This is a genomic window from Hoylesella nanceiensis DSM 19126 = JCM 15639, from assembly GCF_000379965.1.
GTDB classification, from domain to species: domain Bacteria; phylum Bacteroidota; class Bacteroidia; order Bacteroidales; family Bacteroidaceae; genus Prevotella; species Prevotella nanceiensis.
Genome location: NZ_KB904328.1, coordinates 230,001 through 253,255 on the forward strand (window position 1 = coordinate 230,001; position 23,255 = coordinate 253,255).

Annotated in this window: 19 protein-coding genes; 13 read left to right on the plus strand and 6 right to left on the minus strand. The window is 40.6% G+C overall.

Features of this window, described 5'->3' with window-relative positions; translation table 11 throughout:
* Positions 1-75: 75 nt before the first annotated feature.
* Positions 76-978, minus strand: coding sequence for a DsbA family protein (locus tag A3GM_RS0104045; protein ID WP_018362111.1), 903 nt, complete (start codon positions 976-978; stop codon positions 76-78).
* A 266-nt stretch (positions 979-1,244) separates the two neighbouring features.
* Entirely contained in the window at positions 1,245-1,904 is a 660-nt protein-coding gene (gene upp, locus A3GM_RS0104050) for a uracil phosphoribosyltransferase (protein ID WP_018362112.1), read from the minus strand.
* A 600-nt stretch (positions 1,905-2,504) separates the two neighbouring features.
* Here upp and pckA point away from each other — a divergent pair.
* Positions 2,505-4,118: a phosphoenolpyruvate carboxykinase (ATP) gene (gene pckA, locus A3GM_RS0104055; RefSeq protein ID WP_018362113.1), complete on the plus strand. Its 1,614-nt coding sequence runs from the start codon at positions 2,505-2,507 to the stop codon at positions 4,116-4,118.
* Positions 4,119-4,618: 500 nt separating this feature from the next.
* Here pckA and A3GM_RS0104060 read toward each other — a convergent pair whose 3' ends face one another.
* From A3GM_RS0104060 to A3GM_RS0104070, 3 genes are all read right to left on the minus strand, one after another.
* Positions 4,619-6,166, minus strand: a complete 1,548-nt coding sequence (locus A3GM_RS0104060) for a Gfo/Idh/MocA family protein (protein WP_018362114.1) — start codon at positions 6,164-6,166, stop codon at positions 4,619-4,621.
* 150 nt (positions 6,167-6,316) lie between these two features.
* On the minus strand, positions 6,317-7,930 hold the full coding sequence (locus A3GM_RS0104065; RefSeq protein WP_018362115.1) for an RluA family pseudouridine synthase: 1,614 nt from the start codon (positions 7,928-7,930) through the stop codon (positions 6,317-6,319).
* Between the two features lie 8 nt (positions 7,931-7,938).
* Positions 7,939-8,604: a Crp/Fnr family transcriptional regulator gene (locus tag A3GM_RS0104070; RefSeq protein ID WP_018362116.1), complete on the minus strand. Its 666-nt coding sequence runs from the start codon at positions 8,602-8,604 to the stop codon at positions 7,939-7,941.
* A gap of 139 nt (positions 8,605-8,743) precedes the next feature.
* Between A3GM_RS0104070 and A3GM_RS0104075 the strand changes: the two genes are divergently transcribed.
* From A3GM_RS0104075 to A3GM_RS0104120, 8 genes are all read left to right on the plus strand, one after another.
* Positions 8,744-9,073 (plus strand): cupin domain-containing protein, encoded by a 330-nt coding sequence (locus tag A3GM_RS0104075; RefSeq protein WP_018362117.1) that lies wholly within the window; start codon positions 8,744-8,746, stop codon positions 9,071-9,073.
* A 552-nt stretch (positions 9,074-9,625) separates the two neighbouring features.
* Positions 9,626-10,288 (plus strand): WG repeat-containing protein, encoded by a 663-nt coding sequence (locus tag A3GM_RS0104085; RefSeq protein WP_025829858.1) that lies wholly within the window; start codon positions 9,626-9,628, stop codon positions 10,286-10,288.
* Positions 10,289-11,293, plus strand: coding sequence for an aminodeoxychorismate synthase component I (locus A3GM_RS0104090; RefSeq protein WP_018362120.1), 1,005 nt, complete (start codon positions 10,289-10,291; stop codon positions 11,291-11,293).
* Complete coding sequence (locus tag A3GM_RS0104095; protein WP_018362121.1) at positions 11,268-11,864, plus strand: aminotransferase class IV; 597 nt, start codon at positions 11,268-11,270, stop codon at positions 11,862-11,864. Before A3GM_RS0104090 ends, A3GM_RS0104095 begins: the two co-directional genes overlap by 26 nt.
* Before the next feature lie 131 nt (positions 11,865-11,995).
* Positions 11,996-12,991, plus strand: a complete 996-nt coding sequence (locus tag A3GM_RS0104105; RefSeq protein WP_018362122.1) for an NAD-dependent epimerase/dehydratase family protein — start codon at positions 11,996-11,998, stop codon at positions 12,989-12,991.
* Between the two features lie 15 nt (positions 12,992-13,006).
* A complete protein-coding gene (locus A3GM_RS0104110; protein WP_018362123.1) occupies positions 13,007-13,975 on the plus strand; it encodes a phosphatase PAP2 family protein in 969 nt (322 codons plus the stop codon).
* A 383-nt stretch (positions 13,976-14,358) separates the two neighbouring features.
* Positions 14,359-15,006 (plus strand): DUF4294 domain-containing protein, encoded by a 648-nt coding sequence (locus A3GM_RS0104115; protein WP_018362125.1) that lies wholly within the window; start codon positions 14,359-14,361, stop codon positions 15,004-15,006.
* Between the two features lie 194 nt (positions 15,007-15,200).
* Positions 15,201-16,292: a mannose-1-phosphate guanylyltransferase gene (locus A3GM_RS0104120; protein WP_018362126.1), complete on the plus strand. Its 1,092-nt coding sequence runs from the start codon at positions 15,201-15,203 to the stop codon at positions 16,290-16,292.
* Positions 16,293-16,449: 157 nt separating this feature from the next.
* Here A3GM_RS0104120 and A3GM_RS0104125 read toward each other — a convergent pair whose 3' ends face one another.
* Positions 16,450-17,103, minus strand: a complete 654-nt coding sequence (locus A3GM_RS0104125) for an HAD family hydrolase (protein ID WP_018362127.1) — start codon at positions 17,101-17,103, stop codon at positions 16,450-16,452.
* A 171-nt stretch (positions 17,104-17,274) separates the two neighbouring features.
* Here A3GM_RS0104125 and A3GM_RS0104130 point away from each other — a divergent pair, with 171 nt between their 5' ends.
* The 4 genes from A3GM_RS0104130 (at position 17,275) to A3GM_RS0104145 (ending at position 23,021) form a co-directional block, all read left to right on the plus strand.
* Positions 17,275-18,534, plus strand: coding sequence for a peptidase U32 family protein (locus A3GM_RS0104130; protein WP_044124382.1), 1,260 nt, complete (start codon positions 17,275-17,277; stop codon positions 18,532-18,534).
* Between the two features lie 232 nt (positions 18,535-18,766).
* On the plus strand, positions 18,767-19,183 hold the full coding sequence (locus tag A3GM_RS0104135) for a SufE family protein (protein ID WP_009227930.1): 417 nt from the start codon (positions 18,767-18,769) through the stop codon (positions 19,181-19,183).
* Positions 19,184-19,210: 27 nt separating this feature from the next.
* Complete coding sequence (locus tag A3GM_RS0104140; RefSeq protein ID WP_018362129.1) at positions 19,211-19,741, plus strand: RNA methyltransferase; 531 nt, start codon at positions 19,211-19,213, stop codon at positions 19,739-19,741.
* Positions 19,742-19,796: 55 nt separating this feature from the next.
* Entirely contained in the window at positions 19,797-23,021 is a 3,225-nt protein-coding gene (locus A3GM_RS0104145; RefSeq protein WP_018362130.1) for a ligand-binding sensor domain-containing protein, read from the plus strand.
* The last annotated feature ends 234 nt before the right edge of the window (positions 23,022-23,255 follow it).

Genomic DNA, 23,255 nt, shown 5'->3' on the forward strand with positions numbered 1-23,255 from the left:
TCCATGCAATTACTATCCTTTTAGCATGCAAAGTCAATGCTTTTACACTGCAATTGCAGTGCTTTTTAATTCTAATTAGCCCAAAGTGCAAACGCCAGTGGTGAGGTCGCACGACATAGTTTTCGATGGTCTAACAACGAAAAAGCTTGTTCCTGCGGTTTTCTTTTGCAACAATCCCGACTCAAGAAGGGGCTCAATAGCTTTCTCAACCTCTTCAATAGTTGCCAAATTGAACGCTAAGCGAATTTCTTCTGCAGCCATCTTGGGGTGCTCTTGCATAAAGGTGAGGAGCGACTCGGGTGTGAATTGCACCCCTGTAGGAGTGAGATTGCCTTTAGAAATAGCCTTTACGACAGCCGAAAGCTCTTCGTATGTGCGATAACTCTTCAACTTCATGGTCTTACCTTCATATTCAAAGAAGAATGTAGGGAAGTATTCTATATCGCTCGAAGCGGTTAATTGGAAGTCTTCTTCGAACTTCTTTTGAGCCGATCCGTCGTTCATGTGCTCTAAAAAGGCAGCAATGTCGATTCCTGTTTCGTCGGCAATATTCATTAATTCGCCTTCGTCTAAGATGTCTCTACGCTCTGCAAAGGCTGCAGCACGCAAGTTATAGAGAAACAAGTCGGCAAGATCTGGAGCGGCAAGTTGCGCTGCTTTGTAGGCAATATTAGAGAGAAAAGAAGATGCTTTTTGCTCTGAATAGATCTCAACTCCATTCATATCCACGGGCATGTGATGCTTCTTCTCTGATTCTACGGTGTGTTCTACTACCTCTTTGTTAAAGTTGGCATAGTAATCGCTCACTGATTGCGATTCGGGACGCTCTTTATTTAAATCTTCTACCAATCCTCCCATAATGCTATCGAATTCGATTTGCTGTGGGAAATGGGTTTCTAACTTACGCAAAAAGGGTTCTTCTCCCCAACACCAAGGGCACAAGGGGTCGGTAAATATGGTAATCTTTACTTTCGACATATCATTACTTATTTTATAATTAACTTTTAGTTGGTTTATTATCAATCTGTTTATATCATTAAGTCATCAAACACCATGCCAAAATAAAGAAATAAATGCCCTGCTTGTTGATATATCTTTGTTTGCAATGTCCTTCTCGTAGATTGATTTTCTCTATCAAAATAAAAGAAGAAGGAAGGTCAAACATATAAAAACAAGTGTATGTTGTAGCCCTTAAAACAAAGCTACAACACAATAACTTTTCGACTGTTTTTACCTAAAAGCAATTATAGCTTACCGCCATAGCATAGGTCTCCAGCATCACCAAAGCCGGGAACGATATACTTATGCTCGTTAAGTCCTTCGTCGATAGCTGCACACCACACGGTAGTTTCAGCGTCGGGGAAAGTCTTTCTGATGTGTTCTATGCCCTCTGGACATGCAATTACACACGCAACATGCACACATTTAGGAGTTCCTTTGGTTAAAATTGCTTTGTAACCCATCTCCATCGATCCGCCTGTCGCAAGCATTGGATCGGCAATAATCAATGTTTTCCCGTCGATATCAGGTGTTGCCAAGTACTCAACATGAATACCAACGTTGTGATGTTCTGCGTCGGTATATTCACGATATGCACTTACAAAGGCGTTTCCTGCATGATCGAAAACATTTAAAAAGCCGTTATGAAAAGGTAAACCAGCACGAAATATAGTTGCAAGGACAACCTTGTCGGTGGGCAAATTCACTGTAGCTTCGCCAAGAGGAGTGGTTACTTTGGTTGGTGCATAATCTAAAGTTTTTGAAATTTCAAAAGCTTCGAACTCGCCAATGCGTTGAATGTTGTTTCTAAAAAGGAAACGGTTCTTTTGATAATCCACATCTCTCATCTCTGCCATGTATTGGTTGATGATCGAATTTTGCTCACTTAAGTTAACTATCTTCATGTTTATTGGTGTTTAAAATATCTTTCTATACACTTCGATAGGCTTCGTATTGCTACACAAGGACTTAGTTCTTACGTCATAAATTACACAACAAAAACTCACGTTTGCACTTTTAAATCATCTAAAAATCTATTCTGTCGCAAAAGGTAAGACCGTCCTTTTTTACAATAGGCCTAATTGGATGCAAAATTAAAAAAAATAAATTGAACTGCAACAACAAAATAAAAGAATAAACAAAAGAAAACTACTATTTTTTATTTCTTTTCATTTGTCGAGCAAGACTGACTGCCCTTAAATGATGAGTGCATCTTTCTGCTTTTTCACCTATATATATTTAGGAACACAAAATGAAGGCATCAGAAAAATGAAATAATTTAGATCAAATGAGAGATAAATTGAAATTAGAAATCATCAATTTGGCAAGTACAATTTACAAAAGGGCGCAAAGGTACTAATTTTCAGTTTCTTTAACCAATAAAAACGCCTAATAAGGGTAATTTTATGGTTTCTATCTTTGCTCGTTTAGGTAAAATCGCTAACTTTGTAGCACAATAATAACAAAGTAGAAACATTTTATTTTAAAACAAATACATTATAACAATGGCAAAGTTTGACAAGTCAGTACTCGAAAAGTACGGTATTACAGGTACAACAGAAGTTGTTTACAACCCTTCATATGAAGTGTTGTTTGAAGAAGAAACAAAAGAAAGCTTAGTAGGATTTGAAAGAGGCCAAGAGACAGAACTTGGTGCTGTGAACGTTAAAACTGGTGTTTACACTGGTCGTTCTCCTAAAGATAAGTTCATTGTTGATGACGCAACATCACACGATACAGTATGGTGGACAACTCCAGAGTATCCAAATGACAACCATCCAGCATCTCAAGAAGCTTGGAATGTTGTTAACGACTTAGCTAAAAAAGAACTTTCTAACAAGCGTTTATTCGTTGTTGATGGTTTCTGTGGTGCTAATAAAGACACAAGAATGAAGATTCGTTTCATCGTGGAAGTTGCTTGGCAAGCTCACTTTGTAACAAATATGTTCATCAAACCAGCTAATCAAGAAGAACTAGATCAAGAACCAGACTTCATCGTTTACAACGCTTCTAAAGCTAAAGTTGAAAACTATAAGGAGCTAGGTCTTAACTCAGAGACAGCTGTTGTATTCAATGTTACAACAAGAGAACAAATCATTTTGAACACATGGTATGGTGGTGAAATGAAGAAAGGTATGTTCTCTATGATGAACTACTTCCTTCCTTTGAAGGGTATTGCATCAATGCACTGCTCTGCTAACACAGACATGGAAGGCAAGAACACAGCTATCTTCTTCGGATTATCAGGTACAGGTAAGACAACTCTTTCAACAGATCCTAAACGTTTGCTTATCGGTGACGACGAACATGGATGGGATGACAATGGTGTATTCAACTTCGAAGGTGGTTGCTATGCTAAAGTTATCAACCTAGATAAAGAGTCTGAGCCAGACATCTATCGTGCAATCCGTCGTGATGCATTGCTAGAAAACGTTACAGTTGACGCTAATGGTAAGATCGATTTCACAGATAAGAGCACAACAGAAAACACTCGTGTATCTTATCCTATCAACCACATTGATAACATTGTTAAGCCTATTTCAGCAGGTCCTGCAGCTAAACAAGTTATCTTCTTAAGTGCTGATGCGTTCGGAGTGCTTCCTCCAGTATCAATCTTAACACCAGAACAAACAAAATATTACTTCCTTTCAGGTTTCACAGCTAAGCTAGCTGGTACAGAAAGAGGTATTACTGAACCAACTCCAACATTCTCTGCATGTTTCGGTCAAGCATTCCTTGAATTGCATCCAACAAAATATGCTGAAGAACTAGTTAAGAAAATGGAGAAGAACGGTGCTAAGGCATACTTGGTAAATACAGGTTGGAACGGTACAGGTAAGCGTATTTCTATTAAGGATACACGTGGTATCATCGACGGAATCCTTAGCGGTGACATCAACTCTGCACCAACTAAGAAGCTTCCTATCTTCGACTTCGAGATCCCAACTCAACTAGAAGGTGTTGCAACAGAAATCCTTGATCCTCGTGATACATATGCTGATGCAGCAGAATGGACTAAGAAGGCAGAAGACCTAGCAGCTCGTTTCATCAAGAACTTCAAGAAATATGAAGGCAACGAAGCTGGTAAAGCTCTTGTAGCAGCTGGTCCTCAACTATAAAGAAGACACGATTAGGTGTTTCAATACATCTGATTTAACAATAAAGGAGTTTGCTTTAAACGGCAAACTCCTTTTCTTTTATACTCCAATCAAAGCGCAACAAACCTTTTAAAGACTCCCTTAACAATTATACAGCCACACCCTTTATATCCTAAGAGATAAAGCTTTCCACCGCCACGACATTCTCTTCCACAAATGGAAAGAATATTTAAAGAAGAGAAAACATTCCCTTCCACCGCAAAAGCTATCCTTTCAGCCCGTAATAACAATCCTTTTAAAACACAATAGCGCCACTTTTACAATGCAATAGCAGTCCTTCTACAGCGCAATAGCATTGCTTTTACAACACAAGAGCAATGCCATTACAACCGAAACCCATAACACACCGAAGCAAGCCACAGCGTCATTAATATAAAAAAGAAAGGCTGCTGCTTCACCTTTGCGGTGAATAGCAGCAACCTTATCACTAAAAAACTAATGAATATGTGTTTTATAAAAAACTACTTCTTCTTATTTTTCTTGTCGAAAGCATCCCAATAGCGTTTTCCTTTCTCCTTCAATTTAGCAGTGAAAGCCTTAGCTTGCGCCATAGTAGCAGCCTCATCAGCAGGAGAAGCATAAGCATGAGAGAATCCTTTCACCTTATTCCAGTCGCCACGAGTAAAGTCTGGCACTTCAACAGGCATGAAATCATTGTTCATAGAGATTGCTCCAAGCTCGCCAAGACAGCACCATTCAGCCAAATCATACACGTCGATGTCCATAGGAAGACCGTTTTGTAGACAGTAAACAAGACGAGAGTCCATGATAAAGTCCATACCACCATGACCTCCAACCTCTTTAGCTTCCTCGCCATAACGCTTAATTATTGGACTAAGGTATGTTTCTTCCAACGCTTTTTTATCCTTTTCAGATAAATAAGAGTGACCACTCAAGTTGTCAGCAGATGGTTTCACGCCACCAGCTTCCATCTTCTGAGCAGAAACAGCGAAGCCTTCAACAGGATATTTGTTTGCAAATCCTTCAGTACCAGTAAGTTGATACATTCTATTATATGGCTGTGGAGTCATCACATTGTGGTGAATTTCAATCACCTTACCTTGTTCAGTGCGGATAAGCGTCATTGTTTGGTCACCATTTTCAAACTTTTCGCAAGGCTCACCAGTATATTTTTCAACCAATTTCTTACCGTTGAAAGACTTAGTATCCATAGCAACTAAGGTTCTCATGCGGTCTCCACGGTGAAGATTTAACACCTGAGCAATAGGACCAAGGCCGTGAGTTGCATACAAGTCGCCACGATAATCCTTGTTATATTCCAATCTCCAACCAAGTTTATCTTGTGCATTCTTCTTCCAATAGTATTTCCAGAAAGCAGAAAGTTCGTGTTTATAAGCACCTTGAGCATAAATAACTTCGCCGAAAACACCCTTTTGAGCCATGTTCAAAGAATTGAGTTCGAAGAAGTCGTAACAGCAATTCTCAAGCATAACGCAGTGCAAGCGAGTCTTTTCAGATAAGTCGATAAGTGTCCAAATCTCTCTAAGATTGATTGCAGAAGGCACCTCAATAGCAGCATGTTTGCCGTTTTCCATAGCACATTTCGCTACGAGGAAGTGGTGATCCCAGTCTGTTGCGATATAAACCAAGTCGATATCCTTGCGTTTGCACAATTCTTTGTAACCCTCTTCACCACTATATATAGCAGCAGCAGGCATCGAATTGTCTCTCAATATCTTTTGACAAGCTTCAGCTCTCTTTGCTTCATAGTCGCAAAGAGCCACAACTTCAATACCAGGAATGTGCATCCAGCGTGCAACTGCGCCTGGTCCTCTCATTCCAAGACCCACAAAACCCACTCTAACAACAGGCATTTTGGGTGTTCTTAACTCAAGAGCTGTGGTTTGACCTGGTGCTCGTTTAGGAACTTCTGTAACGATTTTGCCCTTCTCTACTGTGTATTTCCAATTAAATTGAGCACACAACGACTGTGGAAGAGCTAAAAAAACTACTGCCAAAAGGGCTAGTAACATTTTGTTCTTTGTCATGTCTTTAGACTTATTTTTTAGTTATAGATGTAATTATTCTAGGTTTAATGGCGTAAAATTAGGAAAAACTTCTGACATAAGGACACTTTTATAGAAGATATTTGCCCGCAAAAGTTAAATAAGATAATAAAGCTCTTGTTCTCTATATATTTAAAAAGGTGGAGCCGATTTAAACACCATTCTCTTGCCATTTGCAGGATGTTTCAACGCAATGGCAGCGGCATGAAGATGCAAACGAGTGTCGCTTTTTCCGTAAAGACAATCCCCCACGATAGGAAGAGACAAGCCTTCACGATGCGAGCAGTGCACCCTTAGCTGATGCGTGCGCCCCGTTTGAGGATAAAGAGCCACCCTTGTGCGCTGCTTTTCCACCCCTATTACACGATAATAGGTCGTTGCTTCCTTTCCATACACATCGTCTACCATCTGCAACGGACGCTCATTCACGTTCGGAAGCAAAGGAAGTGCAATGCAACCACATGTTGGTTGATGCGTAAAAACGCCCTCTAACACTGCAATATATCGCTTTTTCACTTGGTGCAAGGCAAATTGTTCTTGCAAACACTTATGGGCTTGCTTTGTTTTAGCAATAATCATAATGCCCGAAGTGTCCATATCTAAGCGGTGAACAATCAACGGACTGTCGGCTAAAGGATATTCGTTGCGCATCAATTGCTCTACCGATATCAACGAATGGTGCCCCTCAACGCTCGGCATTCCACTGGGTTTCACCACCACTCTAATGCTTTCGTCCTCAAATAGCGTTGTAAGAGATAGTTCAGCATTGTGCTTTCTCGCTCCTTCTTGCATCAAAACGCCTTCTAACATATATCTCAATATAGGCTCACACTTGTGTTTACAAGCAGGATAAAAATAACCATCGTGTCGAATAATCTGTCGAGGTGAGTCGCCAACCCAAAACTCTGCGATGGCCAAAGGGCGCATATTGTGTTGAAAAGCATATTGAAATAACTTTGGAGCACAGCATTCTCCCGACCCAGAAGGGGGCATTTTCTGCTCAAAGTCGTTGAAAATAGCAATCAAATTGCGCTTTTCTCCTTTGCTGTTCAGCATTTCAAAGCGTTCAAAAAGCCATGTTTGCAAGGCGTCCGACATACTTTTGCGTTGCGCTTTCATTACTTCTATCTCGCTTTCAACCGCCTTTATCTGGCAGTTCACCTCTTCTAAACGCTCATTATAATGCTTTTTCATTCGTTTTAGCTCTGCTTTCATAAAACGACTCTCATTCAATAGTCGTTCAAGAGCGCACAAATCGAGGTTGGTTTGGCGCAAATCGTCTCGCAAAGCCTTTGCCTTTGCCATTTGCTTGCAATGCTCTTCTATCGCCTTTTCAGCCTCTTTTTCAATAGAAGAACGTGAGTTGAGAAGAGAAAGATAATCGATTGACGATTCAAGAGCCTCTATTTTACGATTCACCTCACTAATTTCTGCCTCGTGAACCTTAAAATATTGCCCTGCTTCTAAATAGTTATACACCAGCGGAACATATCCTTCCCAATTGCCCGAACCGCCTATTTGACCCGAAAAGGCACTCAAATAGCCCCGCTCGCCATCTGCTTTTTCTACCAACAAAACCCCAAACATCTTGCCTTTTTGCACCTCTTCGTGCCACAACTGATGTTGTTTTATATCCTCACGAACCTGCTCTGCAGCCCTAATACATAAGGGATGTGGAGTGTAATCGAATGGGTTATTGAGCAGAGTGGGCCACTCTTCGTTGGCGTTTAGTGGGTGAAAGCACATAAAAAGCACTACATCTTAGAGCGATCGAGTATGGTTATGGTCTTGCCTTCTACCTTAATGGCTCCCGCATCCACCAATTCTGATAAGCAACGGAGTAGCGAAAACTTCTGAATTCCAAAGCTCTCGGCAATCTCTTGTCGTGACTTATCCAAACGAATAACGTCTGATTGCTGTTTACCTGCAGCTTCTAAGATGAAATACGACACCTTTTCACGAACGGTGAACAGGCTCAATAGGCGCATTTTCTTGGTTAAGAACACATCAATATTCGACAAAGAGCGAATAAAGTTCATTCTTATCACCTCGTAGTTGTCTATCAAATATTTTAAAGTAGAGGGCTGCATTCTAAAAATAAGCGTTGCACTATCGGTCTCAACGCTCACAGGCATACTCTTATCATTAGCGAAAATGAAGGCAGGAGAAATGATATCACCCGAATAAAGACGGCTAACTTCTACCGATTTACCCGACAAACTAACCATGCGGGCAACCAATTCGCCTTCGATAATGATGTCGGCATACTTGCAAGGCATACCTGCTAATAAGTAAATGTCACGTTTACTATATTCTACAAGCTTATATCCTATAGGCTCAATCAATGCTGTTATCTCTTCAGGACTCATGCCATTGAAGAGCACGCACTTGCAAAGAGCCTTCAAAACTTTCTTCTCCATAATTATTTGCAAATATAAATAAAAATCTGTTTTAGTGCAAACACGGTAACATTTGTTATCAACATTTATTTATGGCACGGTGTTTGTCGGTTGCAATATGCATTTAATTAAAAGATTAACCCAATAAAATTACATTCAAATGGAAAAGAAAATTGAAAAAGGAACACAGTTTATTCCACAAGAAATGATCGACTATTCTGAAGGCGGAATCGTGAGTAAAGAGTTCTTACACAACGATGCTGGTAGCTTAACTCTATTTGCTTTCGACGCAGGACAAGCACTTTCAGAACATTCTGCACCATTCGATGCAACTGTACAAGTGCTCGATGGCGAGGCAGTTATTAAGATTGACGGAGTGGAAAGAACTGTAACTGCAGGCGAAACTATCATCATGCCAGCCAATCATCCACACGCATTGAGAGCCGATAAGCGCTTTAAAATGCTGCTAATAATGATTAAAGGTAAATAAAATAACCTGAGATTTTTCATCACACAATATATATAAATCCGATAGAGGGTGCCCTTTCTTAGTGTAGAAGGGCACCCCTTTTATTGCTATCGTCTATCCTTTTCTATCCAATTCCTTTGTTTTGAGGTTTCTATTCCTCACACTTTTCTACTGAATTTCTCACTCTTCCACAGACTGTATCTTGCACATCAGCTCCCTATTTCATTCCCTTTTAAGTCCTTCTTCTTACCTTTCCAAACGCTCTTCTCAATCCATTGCCCACCTTTCTCTATCTCCTTGCTACACAATAACTTTGACGTTTGTTTGTAAAAGCATTGACTTTGCAAGCTAAAAGCAACCCTTTTGCACCTCAAAAGCTATGCTTTTACCCTCTAATAACATTGCTTTTACTTGCCCACTCCACCTCACTTCTGACACAACGACACTGACACCGCCACGCTGTCGCACGCCTAAAACAAAAGAAATGCATTCTGTTTGAGCAATAAAGAAAAAACAATAAATGCTTTGGGATTGTCATTTTTTATCATTACCTTTGAACCAAAAGGAGGTAATATGACAAAGATAATTACTCAAGAGAACTTTAACGACCTATACATCGACCCCATTGAACAAGAAAGAATCGATAAGTTTGTTTGCGATGAGATGGCTCGTCAAATCCATAGATACATCAAAGCGATGCACGGAAGCAAAGCTATGATGCTGAAGTTTGAAGACAATTTGTCAGCTTTAACGGTAGAACAGAAAGAAGAAGCCATTGCATATTACATCGACTTTAATAGAAAAGTGCTCAGTGGACTTGACCTTAAAGTGGTGCTTGCACGTGCTATGGCCAACTATTGCGACACCTTTAGCTTCTTACAAGAATTGCTTTCGAACAAAGAAAAGTTCGACTTCTACTTGAAAAGAATAAAAAGTAAGTATGTTCAATACCACGAAATATACGAAGAGAACGGCAAGTTTGGGATGAAAGACCACAAGGGAAACATTCTTATTCAACCGCTCTACGATTTCTTACGCACTCCTTATATATTCTCAGACGACCTCTCTATCATTCCTGTCATTGCTCAAAAAGACGGCAAAATGGGACTCATCTTACCCGACGGACATAACACTATTGTGGCAGACTTTATCTACGACGATATCTCTTTGCGTGAAGAAGCACCTTTCTTCGAGGCTGTTAAGGGCGAAGAAACGTTCCTTTTAAAGGGAGAATAGATGTCGACCAAACTGCAATTCCTTAATAATCAAGAGGCTATTGAGCGCATGGACGAATTGGCTATGCGTCAAATCGATTTTTTGTTTGTTATCAATTATCAAGCAACGAAAGCTATTGTGTTGCCCATCGACACGATAGATAGATCTGTTTTGCGCTTTTCTTTCAACGGAAAAGGGAACGACACCGAGCTAAAAAACATTCCTTTTAACGATATTGTGTGGAACTGTTGTCCGCCAACTACCAGCGACTACAAGGCGAAAATGGAGGCACTTCAACAGCAAATTCTGCACGGAAACAGCTATCTTGCTAATCTCACGCAACCCATTGGCATTGAAACCAACCTTTCTTTATTGCATATCTACAACGCATCTACAGCTAAATACAAGCTCTGGGTGAATGATATGATGGTGTGTTTCTCGCCCGAAAGCTTTGTTACGATCGACCATAACATCATTAAAAGCTATCCTATGAAGGGCACAATACAAGGAGATAGCGATGCAGCCATTCAACAATTGCTCGACAATAAAAAGGAAACTGCCGAGCATGCAACGATTGTTGACCTGATAAGAAACGACCTTAGTATGGTGGCAAACAATGTGTCTGTGCCCCAATATCGCTATGTCGACAAGCTAAAAACGAACAAAGGGGCGCTTATTCAAACCAGTTCTGAGGTGAAAGGCACGCTACTTCCACCTTATATCGATAAACCTGGAACGGTGATCTTTAAGCTGTTGCCTGCGGGTTCGATAACGGGTGCGCCCAAAGAACGCACGGTTCAAATTCTAAAAGACATCGAAAACTATGACAGAGGCTTTTATACTGGGGTGATGGGAACCTACTCTAAGGGCATAGTTGATAGCGCTGTGATGATTCGTTTCATCGACATTCACAACGGAAAGATGACCTATAAGGCTGGAGGAGGTATCACTTCGCAAAGCAAATGGCAAGAAGAATATAACGAATTGATTGAGAAAACCTATGTGCCAATATGTAGAAACGATTAAAGTGGTGAACAATTGCGCCCTAAACTTGCCCTATCACAATGCTCGTTTCATCGAAACGCAAGCTAAAGTGTTTGGACTTGTGTGGTCGGAGCATATCGAGCACTTCTTACCCAACGTCCCTTTGCAAGCCGAACCCATTAAGGTACGCATTGTTTACGATTGCAATGGGGTGGTAGAAACATCATTTGAAACTTATAATCGTCGTGCTATCACTTCGCTAAAGCTCATCGAAAACAACGAAATAGATTATACTTACAAATCAACTAACCGACTGTTGCTCAACGAACTTTATGCTATGAGACAACAAGAAAGCGATGTTTTAATTGTAAAAAACGGCCTCATCACCGACACTTCTTATTGTAATGTGGCTCTATTCGATGGACATCGCTATCTAACCCCTGCACAACCGCTACACAAAGGCACTACGCTTACACGCTTATTGCACGAAAAGAAGCTGACAAGTTGTCCCATTTCACCTCACAACTTGCATCAATTTGAGTTCTTATCTCCCTTTAATGCCATGATAGAACTGGGCGAAATAAAAATCGATATCAACGCTATCCACCCCTAATAGATAGGCGGTTGGAGAGGATAAGCCCCCCATTTAGAACGAGATAACAAAGCAACAAAAGCAGTGTTTTTTGCTTCTATCAAGATTATTGTTTATCTTTGCAACCGCAAATATCAATCAATCAGCAAAGAATGAAAGTATTAATCACAGGCGCAAGCGGCTTTATTGGCAGCTTTATTGTTGAAGAATCTCTGCGTCGTGGTATGGAAACGTGGGCTGCAATACGCCCAAATAGCTCGAAAGAGTTCCTTAGTGACGAAAGAATAAGATTTATAGAACTTGACCTTTCGAATGAAGAAACGCTCAAAAAACAGCTTGCTAACAACACATTCGACTATGTAATACATGCTGCTGGAGCCACAAAATGCATCAATAAGGACGACTTTTTCAAAGTAAACACAGAAGGAACAAAGAACCTTGTCAATGCTCTTATTGCATTGAAGATGCCCCTTAAACGCTTTATTTTTATCAGTTCACTAAGCGTTTACGGTCCTGTTCACGAACAACAACCCTACAAAGAGATTTGTGAAACAGATGTTCCTGTCCCCAATACGGCGTATGCTGAAAGCAAACTTGCCGCTGAAGAGTATATCAACTCAATAGGAAACAATTTCCCTTACATTATTCTTAGACCCACAGGTGTATACGGTCCACGTGAAAAAGACTATTTCATGATGGCCAAAAGCATTAAAAACCATATCGATTTTGCTGCGGGTTACAAGCAACAAGACCTCACTTTTGTGTATGTTCAAGACGTTGTTCAAGTGGTTTTCCTTGCCTTTGACCGAGGAAAAAGCGGTAGAACATATTTCATTTCTGATGGTCATGTTTATTCATCACGCCACTTTAGCGACCTTATTCGCAAGGAATTGGGTATGCCTTGGTGCCTTCGTATAGTGGCTCCGCTATGGGTTTTGCGTATTGTTACATTCGTTTCGGAATACATTTCACGCATAACAGGCAAAATAACTGCGCTCAATAACGATAAATACAACATATTAAAACAACGCAATTGGCGATGTAATATCGAGCCAACTGTCGACGAATTGGGTTATAATCCATCGTTTAACCTAGAAAAAGGCGTTCATCTCACCATTCAATGGTATAGAGAACGAGGCGAAATTTAATAGGTTTCAACACTCATGAAGCATTTTATTATAGATTTATTCAAGATAGAAACAAAGCCAAGAAAAGGTCTTTTGGCTTTAGAATGGGCTGTGTTAGCCTATTTAGTGCTCACCACTTTGGTGATATTATTTACCTACACACGATTAGAAAACCCTGAATCTATGTTGTGGGGACGCCTTAGAATTGTGGCAATGACAATGGGTTTGTGGATTGTTTACAGACTTGTGCCATGCAAACTCACACAACTTGCACGAGTGTTAGCGCAATTTGGGCTCTTAGCATGGTGGTATCCCGACACTTATGAGATCAATAGAATCTTCCCAAACCTCGACCATTGGTTTGCAACATGCGAGCAACAGCTCTTCGGTTTTCAGCCATCTGTGTCGTTCTCTCAGGTCTTTTCGTCGCCCATCATTAGCGAATTAATGGATTTAGGCTATGTGTCTTACTATCCAATGATGGTGTTTTTGGTTCTATTTTATTTCTTCTACGATTACAAAAACTTTCAACGTTGCGCCTTTGTCATCATCGCTTCGTTCATGGTTTACTATGTAATATACGACTTTTTGCCTGTGGTTGGACCCACATTCTACTTTAAAGCCATCGGAATGGATAGCGTTTCAAAAGGCATATTCCCTGCTGTTGGACACTATTTCAATACACATACCGATTGTTTTCCTAGTCCGGGATACCCCAATGGCATATTTTATCAACTCGTAGAGAGTGCTAAAGAGGCGGGAGAACGACCCACTGCAGCCTTCCCCAGCTCGCATGTTGGTATCTCAACTGTGTGTATGTTGTTGGCATGGCGCACGCAAAACCGTTGGTTGTTTTGGACACTTATGCCCTTCTTTGCCTTCTTGTGCATGGCAACAGTATATATTCAGGCTCACTATGCCATTGACACTATTGCAGGATTAGTCACTGCAATTGCCTTTTACTTTATCTTTTGGGCCAAGTTTTGGCATAAAAACGAAGCATAAAACACCTTACATATGATAAAGCTCTCGAACAATTCGAGAGCTTTTTTGTATCTCATTCATTTTCAACATCTTTCTTATCCATTCTTAAAAGGACTGCTTTTGGCTTGCAATTACATTGCTTTTACAACCTAAAAACAATGCTTTTGAGGTGCAATTGCACTGCTTTTACGCAAGAACTAAATGACATTGCTTTTTCAAGGCCTATGTGTTGGGGTTGCAAAGCAGGAGCAATGCGATTAAAAAGGGGGATTGAAGCACGAGAAATGGTGCTAAAACACAAAAAAAGACGATTAAAAATTTGCTCATTTCATATTTATATTGTTCCTTTGCCCACACGCAAATGACCCTCGGAAAGGGTCTTGAAAAGACACAATTGATTGTTTATGGCAAGGCTTCGAGTTATATTTTTATTGATAACTATCTTCTTCACTACCGCCATCTCGGCACAAATTGAAGAGCAAGACGACAACACTCCTCCCCCAACTGATGTCGACTTAAACAATCCTGTGTTTGTTCCTATGATTAAAGTGGGCAAGGTTTTGCACGGAAAAGACAGCATTCAGTATATTCAAATGAATAATGTTTATGTTTATCCGCAACCTGTTTTCGAGAATGAAAAGCAACGTGAGGCTTATAATCGTCTTGTGTTGAACGTAAAAAAGGTGCTGCCCATTGCCAAAGAGGTGAACAAAATCATTATAGAAACATACGAATATCTCGAAACTTTGCCCAATAAAAAGGCAAAAGATGCCCACATGAAGGTGGTAGAAGAGAGCATTAAACGAGAATATACGCCTCGAATGAAGAAGCTTTCGTATAGTCAGGGCAAACTACTTATTAAGCTTATATATCGAGAAAGCAACTCTTCTTCCTACGGATTGATACAGGCTTTCCTCGGACCTGTGCGTGCGGGATTCTATCAAACCTTTGCTTGGGTGTTCGGAGCAAGCCTCAAAAAGAAGTATGATCCTAACGGAGTGGATCGCTTAACCGAACGAGTTGTGCGACAAGTAGAGGCTGGACAGATCTAAAAGGTATACTAATTCGCAGTTTATCAACAGAAAACAACAAATCAAAACACGGCCAATAAAAAAGTGAAAGTATCACAACTATTAGGTATTTTATACTTTTTATCACCCTAAAAAGTATGCTATTTCCTATTTTTTTACTATCTTTGAAGAAAGAAAAAACAGGCAGTTGCTCACTAATAAAACCTTGTATTACTATGGAACTGATTGATCATTTATATTGTTTGATACTTGCTGGGGGCAAAGGAAAACGCTTATGGCCTTCGAGTAGGAATGAATATCCAAAGCAATTTATAGATTTCTTTGGTGTGGGAAGAACGCAATTGCAACAAACATACGACCGACTTGCTCGCTTAGTACCTGCAAATCGCATTATAATCAGCACTTACCGAGAATATGTTTCAATTGTAAAAGAACAATTACCTCATATCTCTGACGATCAAATATTAGACGAACCCATTCGCAAAGACACTGCTCCTGCTGTGGCATGGGCGGCTTATCGCATCACAAAATTAGACAAAAAAGCTACTATTTTGGTAACTCCTTCCGACCAAGACATACGCAATGAAGACGCATTTAGAGCCAATGTGCACGAAGCTTTGTCATTTATTGAGAAGAAAAAGGAGGCTATTGTGGCTATGGGAGTGCGTCCAACTCGACCCGAACCAGGCTATGGTTACATTCAAAGAGGCGACAATGTAGACCACGATATCTATACCGTTAAGTCGTTTACAGAGAAACCTAATCGTGAATTTGCACAGCTATTTGTAGACAGTGGCGAGTTTTATTGGAACACAGGTATGTTCTTTGCAAGGGCAAAACAATTGCTAAAGAACACTTATAAGCTGCTTCCTACGGTGCTAAAGACCTTAGATGAGCAGAATCCTAACGCCACATTAGAAGAAGAAAAGGCTTTTCTTGAAACCAATTATTATGAATATCCCAACATACCTATCGACAGAACGCTTTTAGAAAGGGCGTCGCACACCTATTTATTAAAGTGTGATTACGGATGGGCTGATATGGGAACATGGCACAGTATATATGAAGAAAAGAGCAACGACGGCACAGATAACGTGATAATTGATAGCGATGTGCTAATGGAAGACTGCTCTAATTGCGTTGTAAAGCTGCCCCAAGGCAAGCTTGCAGTTATCAATGGACTCGACGATTACATTGTTGCTGAACAAGACAATGTGCTCCTTATATGCAAAAAAGAAGACTCTTCGGCTCTCATTCGCAAGTATGTTACAGAAGTACAAGTGAAGAAAGGCGAAGAATATTGTTAGAAATACCACAAACACAGCATGCTATTAGCATGAGAAAACAAATGTGAAAAACATAGAGACAGTTGCTTTATACACCTTAATAGGCTATAAAACAGAGGAGATTTAACAGACACATAGAAAAGAAGAACAGACCCTTTAGGAGCCTGTTCTTCTTTTGTTATGCTTCTTTATCAATGATATCGAGCAACAAAGCAAAGTCGTCTATAATCCAAGTTGCGCCTGCTTGCTCTAAACTTTCTTTCGTTCCGTTTCCAAAAGTAACGCCAACAGTGCGCACACCAGCCCTTTTTCCCATTTCAATATCAAACCAAGTGTCGCCCACAACAATTGTTTCTTCGGGCTTAAAGTGCTGTTCCTCTAACGTTTTTAGAACGGGTTCGGGATGCGGTTTGTGGTTCGAAACCTCGTCTGCACCTAGGATATAGGGCATAAAGTCGATGAGTTCCATTTCCTCGAGCAAAGCCTTTGCCGACCAAGAGCGGCGACTTGTGGCGATAGTCATTTGTATTTCACGACGTGCCAACTCGTGAATTGTATCAATAACATGCTCGAAAGGTGGCACACAACCAGGCTTATTGTTACGCCTAAACACCTTTTCATAGGTCGCAACACATTGCTCTTGCATGTCTTTATCAACGCCTGCAAGTTGCACAAAGGCAGCTCTTAGGGGCAAGCCAATGGTTTCTCGGCACTCTTGAGCAGTGCAAACACGCAAGTTAAGCTCTGAAAGTGTATCTTGAAAGCATTGCACAATTAAGGCAGTAGAATCGCCAATCGTTCCATCGAAGTCGAAAATTATATTTTTAATCATATTTCTTTACATTTTAAAGTCACATCCTAACAAATGATGATGTTTTCATTTTAAGTCCCGAATACAAAGCATTCAAACGGTCACAAAAGTACAAATAATTCATTGTTTCTTATATATAATAATGTAATAAAATATCAATTACTGAAGAGTTTTACGTAACTTTGCAACATCATGATTAAAGAACAGGATATAAATAAGTATGAAATAATGGCGCCAGTGGGCTCAAGAGAGAGCTTAATGGCAGCAATTCAGGCTGGAGCGAACTCCATTTACTTTGGTATTGGACAGCTAAATATGCGCTCACATTCAGCCAATCACTTCACAATAGACGATCTTCACGAAATAGCTTCGATATGTTCTGAACACGGAATAAAGAGCTATTTGACCGTGAACACTATTATTTACGGAGGTGATATCGAAACAATGCACCGCATAGTAGACGCTGCAAAAGAAGCAAAAGTAAGTGCAGTTATTGCCGCCGACGTTGCAGTTATTATGTATTGTCGTAGCATTGGTGTTGAGGTTCACTTGTCTACACAGCTCAACATCACCAATATCGATTCGTTAAAGTTCTATGCTCAATATGCCGATGTAGTGGTATTGGCTCGTGAACTCAATATGGAACAAGTGTCAGAGATACACCGTCGCATTATAGAAGACGATGTTCGTGGCCCTAATGGCGAGCTTGTTCGCATTGAAATGTTCTGCCATGGCGCACTATGTATGGCGGTATCGGGCAAGTGTTATTTAAGTATCGACAACGAAGCACATTCGGCTAATCGTGGAGATTGCCGTCAAGTGTGCCGTCGTTCGTATATTGTTACCGACAAAGAAACAGGCACTGAGCTCGAAGTAGATAACCAATACATCATGAGTCCCAAAGACCTTAAGACCTTAAGGTTCATCGATAAGATGATGGATGCAGGTGTAAGAGTATTCAAAATCGAAGGTCGTGCACGTGGACCAGAGTATGTTTACAAGGTAGTTACATGCTATAAAGAAGCCATTGAGAGCGTATTAAACGGCACTTTCACTGAAGAAAAGAAGGATAAGTGGGACGAAGAGCTATCAAAAGTGTTCAATCGTGGCTTCTGGGACGGCTATTATCAAGGCCAAAAGCTGGGCGAATGGAACAAAAACTATGGTAGTGCAGCCACCGAAAAGAAAGTACTTGTGGGCAAAGTAGTAAAATATTTCTCTAAAATAGGCGTGGCAGAGATTGCTGTTACCGCTTCTGAAATAGAGAAAGGAGAACGCATTTTGATCACAGGACCTACCACTGGAGTGATGTATCTCGATGCAAATGAAATTCGATACGACCTCAATCCAGTTGAAAAGGTAGAGAAAGGTTGGAACGTTTCAATCCCCGTTACCGACAAAGTGCGCCCTAACGACAAAGTGTTTAAGCTCGTTACTGTAGCCCCCAAATAACACATTGTCTGGCAAAAGCTATGAGTTTGCACCCCAAAAGCAATGCACTTACACCCTAAAAGCAGTGCTTTTACATTGCAAAGTCAATGCTTTTCTAACCCAAGAGCAAAAGCCTTATAAACAAAGGACTTGCGAAGGGCGACACAAAAAGAAAATAATTAGAAAATAATTCACAAACAACCCTCCTCAGAAAGCACCTCAAAAGGCTTTCTGAGGCATAATATTCAAAGGTATGACTATCAATCAAATACAAGACGAAGTAATCGAAGAGTTCAACGATTTCGCTGATTGGATGGATAAATATCAAATGCTTATCGACTTAGGTAACGAACTTTCACCACTCGATAACCAATATAAAACAGAAGAAAACCTCATCGAAGGCTGTCAAAGTAGAGTGTGGGTGCAATGCGATTTCGACGGAACACAATTGCATTTCACTGCAGATAGCGACGCTTTAATTGTGAAAGGCATCATCGCTTTGCTTATTAGAGTACTCGATAATCACACTCCTCAAGAGATATTAGATAGCGACTTATACTTTATTGACGCTATTGGTTTGAAAGAACACCTATCTCCTACCCGTTCAAACGGACTCCTTTCGATGGTTAAACGCATTAAGGCTTATGCCTTAGTATATGCTCAAAGCTAAACACTTTACATAAGATTACAGAATAAAATGCGCAAGTTAAACGTATTAGAAATGAACCGTTTAACGGTAGAAGAGTTCAAAGCAGCTCGCAAACTACCCCTCGTTGTGGTGCTCGACAATGTTCGTTCGCTCCATAATGTAGGCTCGGTGTTTCGCAGTTGTGATGCTTTTCGAATCGAAGCTGTTTACTTATGTGGCATAACGGCTACCCCACCCAGTGCCGAAATACATAAAACTGCACTCGGAGCAGAGGACAGTGTGAGCTGGAAATACTATGAATCGACCCTCAATGCGGTTGAAGAACTAAAGCAACAAGGCTATTTTGTGTATTCAATTGAGCAGGTGGAAGGATCGGAAAACATGGCTAAAATAAGCTTAGACGCCTCTAAACGCTATGCAGTTGTATTGGGAAACGAGGTGAAAGGCGTTGAACAAGCCGTGGTAAATGCCAGTGATAGCTGTTTAGAAATACCGCAATTGGGCACCAAACACTCGCTAAACGTAAGCGTAACCGCTGGAATTGTGGTGTGGGAGTTTGCTAAACAACTCGTACTTTAATTGCTTTTCGAAGCAAATAAGGAATCCATAGTAAAACAACTACATTGTAACAAGAATGAAACCCGTGAACCTTTATACTTCAATAGCACGTTTCGTTGAACAAATAAGTGGTGCAACGAAACTGAAAAGACGTGCAATAAAGGTCGTTCTATCGTTCTTCTTAACGATAATTTTCATTGCTTGTAACGAACAAAACCATAACCTTCAGCTCGGAGAAATTGAGCAATCGTTCGACGAACAGCTTGTTTCTATCTCTCAAGAGAATGATTCTATGAGCTGGATAGGTAGTGCTGAGGGTGATGTTTGGCGCATATCGGCTCACACAAAGCAACATTTTGATATTTCAGACGACCGCATTTACAAAGTGGTTGTACAGCCCTTGCCCAATAACGACACGCTTTGTTGGATTGGAATTCGCAACAAAGGACTCCAAAAATGGCAGTTATTGCAAGGCAAACTACATTATATCAGTAGTTATCCTATCCCCTTTAAAGGTGTAAACTACTCAGTTTACGACATCATTTCTACGCAAAACAAGTTGTTAGTAGCAACGAGTAACGGCTTGTTCTGCCTGCCTTTTAACAGCGAAAGCAATGCCCTTCAACGCTTATACCCCACTAAAACCGACCCAAGTTGCATGGGTCCTAAGGTTATTCGCAAGCTTGCGCAATATAACAACAACACTGTTGTAGCCGCATCGCAAAGCGGTTTGTTGGTAATAGACCTGCCAACCAATCACGTTTCGGCACTTCATGCACAGCAAGACGTGAAATATATTCACATTAAGAACGACACTTTATACACCCTTCTCAATCATTCTCTCGTCAAAGAAGGCATCAAAGGACAGGTATTTAAGAGTGTTTCGCTCGATTTTAGTCCTGCTGTTTACACACAAATCGACAACACCCACTATTTAATAGGCAACAAAACCATTGCCATTAGCAAAGATCTTGACAACTTTATCACCATCCCTTTGCGTCGAAAAGTGCCCACTTTGTGCAGTAATATCTTAACCATTGGGGCGAAAAACGGCTTTATGACGCTGGTAACGGAGAACGCTTTGTGGCGCATTCCGCATCATCTTAGCGTGTTTAATGATAACGGAGCCATAACAACTGCATGTTCCGACGAAAACAACAGCTATTTTATCAATGCCCAAAACGAGGTGTATTGCAGAAAAAACAATGAGCTATCGGCTAAGAAAATATACACACTTCCTGCCTCAGAGACGGTTCTTCAGCTTCATTCTAACCACAAACAGCTGTTCTATACCACTGCTAACAACTCGGTAAAGACCATCTCTTTAAGCTCAAGTTACATCAAAAACCAACTCTTTGTACGCCCTTCTACCCTCTATCAAAGCTGTGCAAAGATCACCACCTCATATCTTTTTAGCGACGATAAGCAAACAAAACTCTACTTAGGAGTGCAAGATAGCGCCTTTATTATCGATCCCAAAGGAACTATTGAGCCTCTTAATAACTTCCAAAACAAATATGTTATCGCCTTTCTTTCAAAGGATAACAATGCACATTTGTATATTGCTACGCTCAATAATGGCCTGTTTTATGGCACAAATAACAAGTTTGTACCCATCAGTAGCAACGACTCTACGGGCGCATTGCGTGACTTTATTGTTACAGATGAGCACAATCCACGATTTATTGGAGCCACCAATAGATTGGTGTTTATGCAAAACAGCAATGAACAAAAGCACATTAAGGGAATTAAAAAGCTGTTGTATGTGAACGACACGCTATTCTATGCAGTGCTGAACAATGGCATTTTGCCTTTAACCCGCAAAGGAAATAGTTTGAAAGTGCACCATGTTTTGTATCCAGATATTCAGTTCGAGGCCGCTGCCTGCAATGTTTCTAAACAGCAATTGCAGTTGGGAAGTGCCATAGGTGTGTTGTTGCTCGATGCCGAAACGGGCGACAATGCAAAGTGGTTGTATTTTGATAGCAGCGTACCCAATATGCGAATTCTCCTCATTATCGCAGCCTTTGCCCTGCTAACACTCATTTCTGCGGTGATTATCATGAAGAATAGAGGACAAAACAGCGCCGAGTTAAACCTCGAATCGAAAGAAATTCTGTTGCAACGTCTAAAAGATTTAGAGGCGATGTTCGACCTATTAGAACGAAGCGACAGAGGAAATATTGAGCAATTGCGCAACGATCTCGATGCAATAACATTGTCGGCACGCAAAGCCAACAAGCAATTAACAGCCGTTTCGCAACGCATTATGCAATTAAACCGCAACACTGCGATGTTGTTACCTAAGAAACTGCAAAGTCAAATCAACCAAATAGCCACCATCAACGCTTGCGAACGCAACACACTCACACTCGAATCGCAAAACGCTTTGGCATCGGATAACCTCGAAACGATTAAAGATCAGGTGCAAAAGAATCAGCCTTGGATTCAACAAACCATGGCTATTATCGAAACATTGGCACTCTATAAAGGCACAATGGCACGTGTTGCGCCTATCAACGGCATTACCACTGAGGTGCAAAACGATATCACCCTCACCGAAAAAGCATTGATTAGAGAGCCTTTGAGCACCACTCTCGGTTACTTTAAGCAGTTGAGTGAGCACTATGAATGGCTGATGGGAGCAGAGAGTTTGCCTGCCCTTGTAGACTATTTAGATGGTCTTTTTGTGCGATTGAACGACCTTTCGCCACAAAGCAACATTGTTTCAGCAATCGAAAAGGAGCTGAAAGAGATTGAATTAACGCTCAAAAACACCGATAGAGAGCAGGTTCTTGTGAACATAAAGCGCATTACTAAGGTGATAGAACAGCTCGAAGAGTTGAAAAAATTGAGCAATTCGATGGAAAACTATGTCACCATTAGGCAGTATGTCATTCACAATAACAAGGAGAAAGCAGTGCCTAAGCAGGCTTTCCAACTTGAAAACGAGGTGGCACAGAGGGCAAGTAACGAGGTAGAAGCCATTAAAGAGAGTGTAAATAAGGTGTTGAAAGGATTAGAACAAACCGATATTTACATTGTACACGACGTGTTGAATTTGAACAGAAAGGATAGTCAAACGGCACAAGTATTAGCTCTTCTCTTGGCCAATGCAAAGGTAAAGCGCACGCTTATTGCTGGAATGTTGGGCTTATATGGTAACTTTAATCCTGTTATTAGTCGTTTGGTTAATGGCAAACTGAAGCCTAACAGAGAGCAACTCACTGAATATATACAACACACTCCTGCCACTTTGGTACAAGGAATTTTAGCTCTTATCGACAAGAGTGAGGCATAGTGCGAACCAAGTGTTGCACTATATAGAAACAAAAGCACTGCAATTAGGATCTAATTGCAGTGCTTTTAGTAGGTAATCTCAATGCTTTTGCACCCCAATAACAATGCTTTTATTTTACAATGTTTTTCGTTCTAACAAGTAGAAGAAATGCAGATGAAAGCAAGGAAGTGGGTAATTATGGAACAATATCTCGTTAAAAAATTATAACAAACGTATATCTTTCCCCAAACTATG